Source organism: Gilliamella sp. wkB292 (genome assembly GCF_001690235.1).
Lineage (GTDB): Bacteria > Pseudomonadota > Gammaproteobacteria > Enterobacterales > Orbaceae > Gilliamella > Gilliamella apicola_F.
On the sequence record NZ_LZGO01000034.1, the window covers coordinates 1 to 3,395 of the forward strand.

Below are 3,395 nucleotides of genomic sequence, written 5' to 3' on the forward strand. Positions count from 1 at the left end.
AAAACCACGATTTTAAAGACTAAAATAAATTTTTTAGGAAAAATAATCTTAATTTTAAAGATTTATAATGGAAATATATTCATTTAAAACAGTAAATAACTGATTATATTTTAGATATTCCTTACAAACGTTAACGTTATTGAGTGAAAAAAGTGTTGCATTGTGTTTCTTCAGTTATTTTACTTTTTACATCGTTTTAGATGAACGACTTAAAATCAACAATCTTAACCCATCTAAATTCCATAAAATCTATTCAGAACTTTAATAAACAAGCGGGTGATATATTTTTGAATAAAAAAATAATCCACTATACTTCAGATATGTTTGACTATTTAAAGGCTATTAACATTTATTATTTATGGTGTTATTTACATTTCTTTACAAATAATTCAGCTGAATGAGTGACTTTTTTTTATCATAGCCTTATAATTTCAAAAAATTAAGCTTATTTAAGCTTGATTTATAGCCATTTAACATAAAAAAATCAAATAAAATAACAGATTAGTTGACGGATGGAACGCCATGCAGTATAATTATAGACACCAGACACCAGACACCAGCGCTGGCAAAACAATGTTTTAAAAACCCCCCAATCTCTCTTTAGGTTAAAGCTTAATTCAACTCTTACTTCTACACTTAACTTATTTCATCGAAGCAAGGTAACTCACCATCGTTTTTCAGCAATCAGAGTAAGTAAAAGATGCACATTTAGTTTAGCGTTATGCTATCGCTTAATTAAAGCGATAAATTTAAGGTTAATCTTACGTCTAACCTTGTTTTTTACGCCAACTCAAGCATCAGGCCCGTTATCTAAACTGGCTTTAGCATCGATACCATGGTTATTATTGCTGTATGCCGCTACGACTCAAGCGTTGTCGGCAACGACGGCGCAAGTCATTCATGGTAGTGCGCCGTATTTAACCTCTGATAATGGGGTCACTAAGGTCACTACGACTGAGGGGCTGTTAGGTATTACCGTTTCTGACGGCACTACTCAAACCACCTACACACCGGACAATAATACTTCAACCGCGGATAATCCAATCGTTCTCCCAGAAGCTAATGAACACTTTAGTGATATTGGTATGCTGGTTCCTGCCACTGTTAACGCTATCGCCTTAAACGATTTAATTGGTGAGCCTTACAATTATTGGGGGGATGATGATGGTGATGGTCAGGGTACTAATGGAATTACCGCGACTGGTAATTTAAGCGTGAGCATTACCGATAAATTGAATCGAGCCGTGACGCATAGTGCCAACATAGATAGCTGTATGGCACCTTATAAAGTAGAATTAACCAGTACTGATGGTAGTTTAACCACCCAGTATGGAGTACCAAATAGTGGTAATTTTAGTGGTAGCACGGCTGCCTATTATATCACCAGACCTAAATCCGTGCCTAAAATCTGTTACGCTAGGCCGAATATGCTCATTTCCCGACACCGCAAAGACGGCCCTTTTGATCCAAAACGGGGTTTTGTAAAGCAAGCAGCTGGGCCATCGCAGTACAAGCTTAACTTCCCGACTACCGGTGCTAATAATCTGTTTTTTGATTTAGACATAGAAAATATTGATAGCTCTACATTAACCTGGCCAACTGTCACTCAAGGTGGTATTACCGCTACCATGACACCATCACCCGCTAATCCAAATTTCATACGCGTCACGCTTACTGGTCCAGCAGCAACAAAAGCCCAACAGGATTCAGCATTACCGGGTAGTTTGGCTACACCTAGCTTACCGCAGACTTTTGTGATAGAGGGTAAAGATAGTCGTAATAAAACGGTATTAAGCTATGGTTTTGAGTTAAAGCAGTGGTTCGTCAACCGCCAAGGCGATCCTCTCGCACTTGATAACGCCTTATCCTGGTGTGACAGTTTAGGTGGTGGTTATCGTCTGCCACTGGTAAAAGAGTTAACTAACTCAATTGGACATTCTGATTGGTGTTGGGCGACTTCTGTGTGTAGTGGTGGGAAGCAGCCGTTACCGACACCCGGCATACCGCCATCCAGTGGTGATTATTATGAGCGTAATATCGGTGCTGGTCTCTTTACTGAATGGGGAGATATGTACTACTGGCATTACTATCTCTCTGCCGGTTTCTACATAGGCCCCTACTGGGCTACCGCTAGCGATGGTTCGGACTTGTTGTTCGCTGCTTATGCTGGCAACGGCGCCGTTAACCCTTTTACCAAAAATGATCAACAATGGTTGGTTTGCGTCTATCCTTAGTGCTTAATCCTTAAGTTGTGGGTATAGGTAATAAAGGATAAACTGTTAATGTAAAGTCGCAGCGGCAAGGGCAACCTGAGCAGACCAAGTTGCCGATTCCAAAAAAGAGCAATCGAACGCTGTATAAATAAAATTAAAAAAATTAGCATTAAGAGAAAGTGGATTCTTATCTTGATAAAAGAAATGCTTTTAAAAGCATATCGTCAATCGTTTTATGTGATTAAGTAATTATTGTGGTTTAAGTTCGAACCGATAGTTTAATTTATGAAAAATTTGATCAAATTATTATTCATGGTGATTTTTAGGAAAATTTCATGAATTAAGGCTGTCCAAATGTAGCCCTCTATCATTTGTACTTACGAGTCAATAACGAATGATGATTTAGATAACAGCGGTGGATTTTAAATCCGCCGCGGCTACTAATCTCGCTACTATGGCATTTGAAGTATAAAGAAGTAAACGATTAGCTATACCAATACCACCAACTACAATGTTAAATAAAAAATCAAAGCAATCCAATATTGAGCAAACAAGCAAAACGGTAACAAATGATGAATTAATCATTCAATCATGATCTAAAATTATTGCTCATTATCAACAGACAAATAAAATAGGGGTTAGTAACATAAATCATAAATAAGGCTTTAACCGTGTAACATTAATTATTTTATCCTCATGGCAACCGAACAGATATTCCTCTATTGCTATTAATACACTTAGAACTAGACGATTATTTTAATTTCACCAATGAATGGTAAAGCACATGATCATTAGTAAACTAGAGCACCGACTTTAATTGTAAAAACCGATTCGACGGTAGATTGTACAGCCAATACAGTCAGCACCGTTTGTAAGTTAAATGATCTGTTACTTTGATGGTCATTTTTAGTGAATACCGTCTTGTTGCAAGCCGCTAGTTTCAAGCTTAAGGTGTGAAAATAGGCAACATAACAATTATGTGGATGCTGGCTGCTTTTTAGCAATAAAGAATAATATTGAAGAGCCTAAAATGCTTGATATAGTTAAATTTCTAATTTTTTCAGTATGTAATAATAAAAAAGCATCCTTAACTTTGACCGAAAAATATTATATTTATATAAATATTATTGAACGCTTTAATCTAAAAAGCTGATTACACTAATCACTTAATTTTGATTACCA

1 protein-coding gene is annotated in these 3,395 nt (G+C 36.6%); it reads left to right on the plus strand.

Features of this window, described 5'->3' with window-relative positions:
* The first annotated feature begins 773 nt into the window (after positions 1 to 773).
* Positions 774 to 2,234, plus strand: a complete 1,461-nt coding sequence (locus A9G09_RS03830) for a hypothetical protein (RefSeq protein WP_065633596.1) — start codon at positions 774 to 776, stop codon at positions 2,232 to 2,234.
* Positions 2,235 to 3,395 lie beyond the last annotated feature (1,161 nt).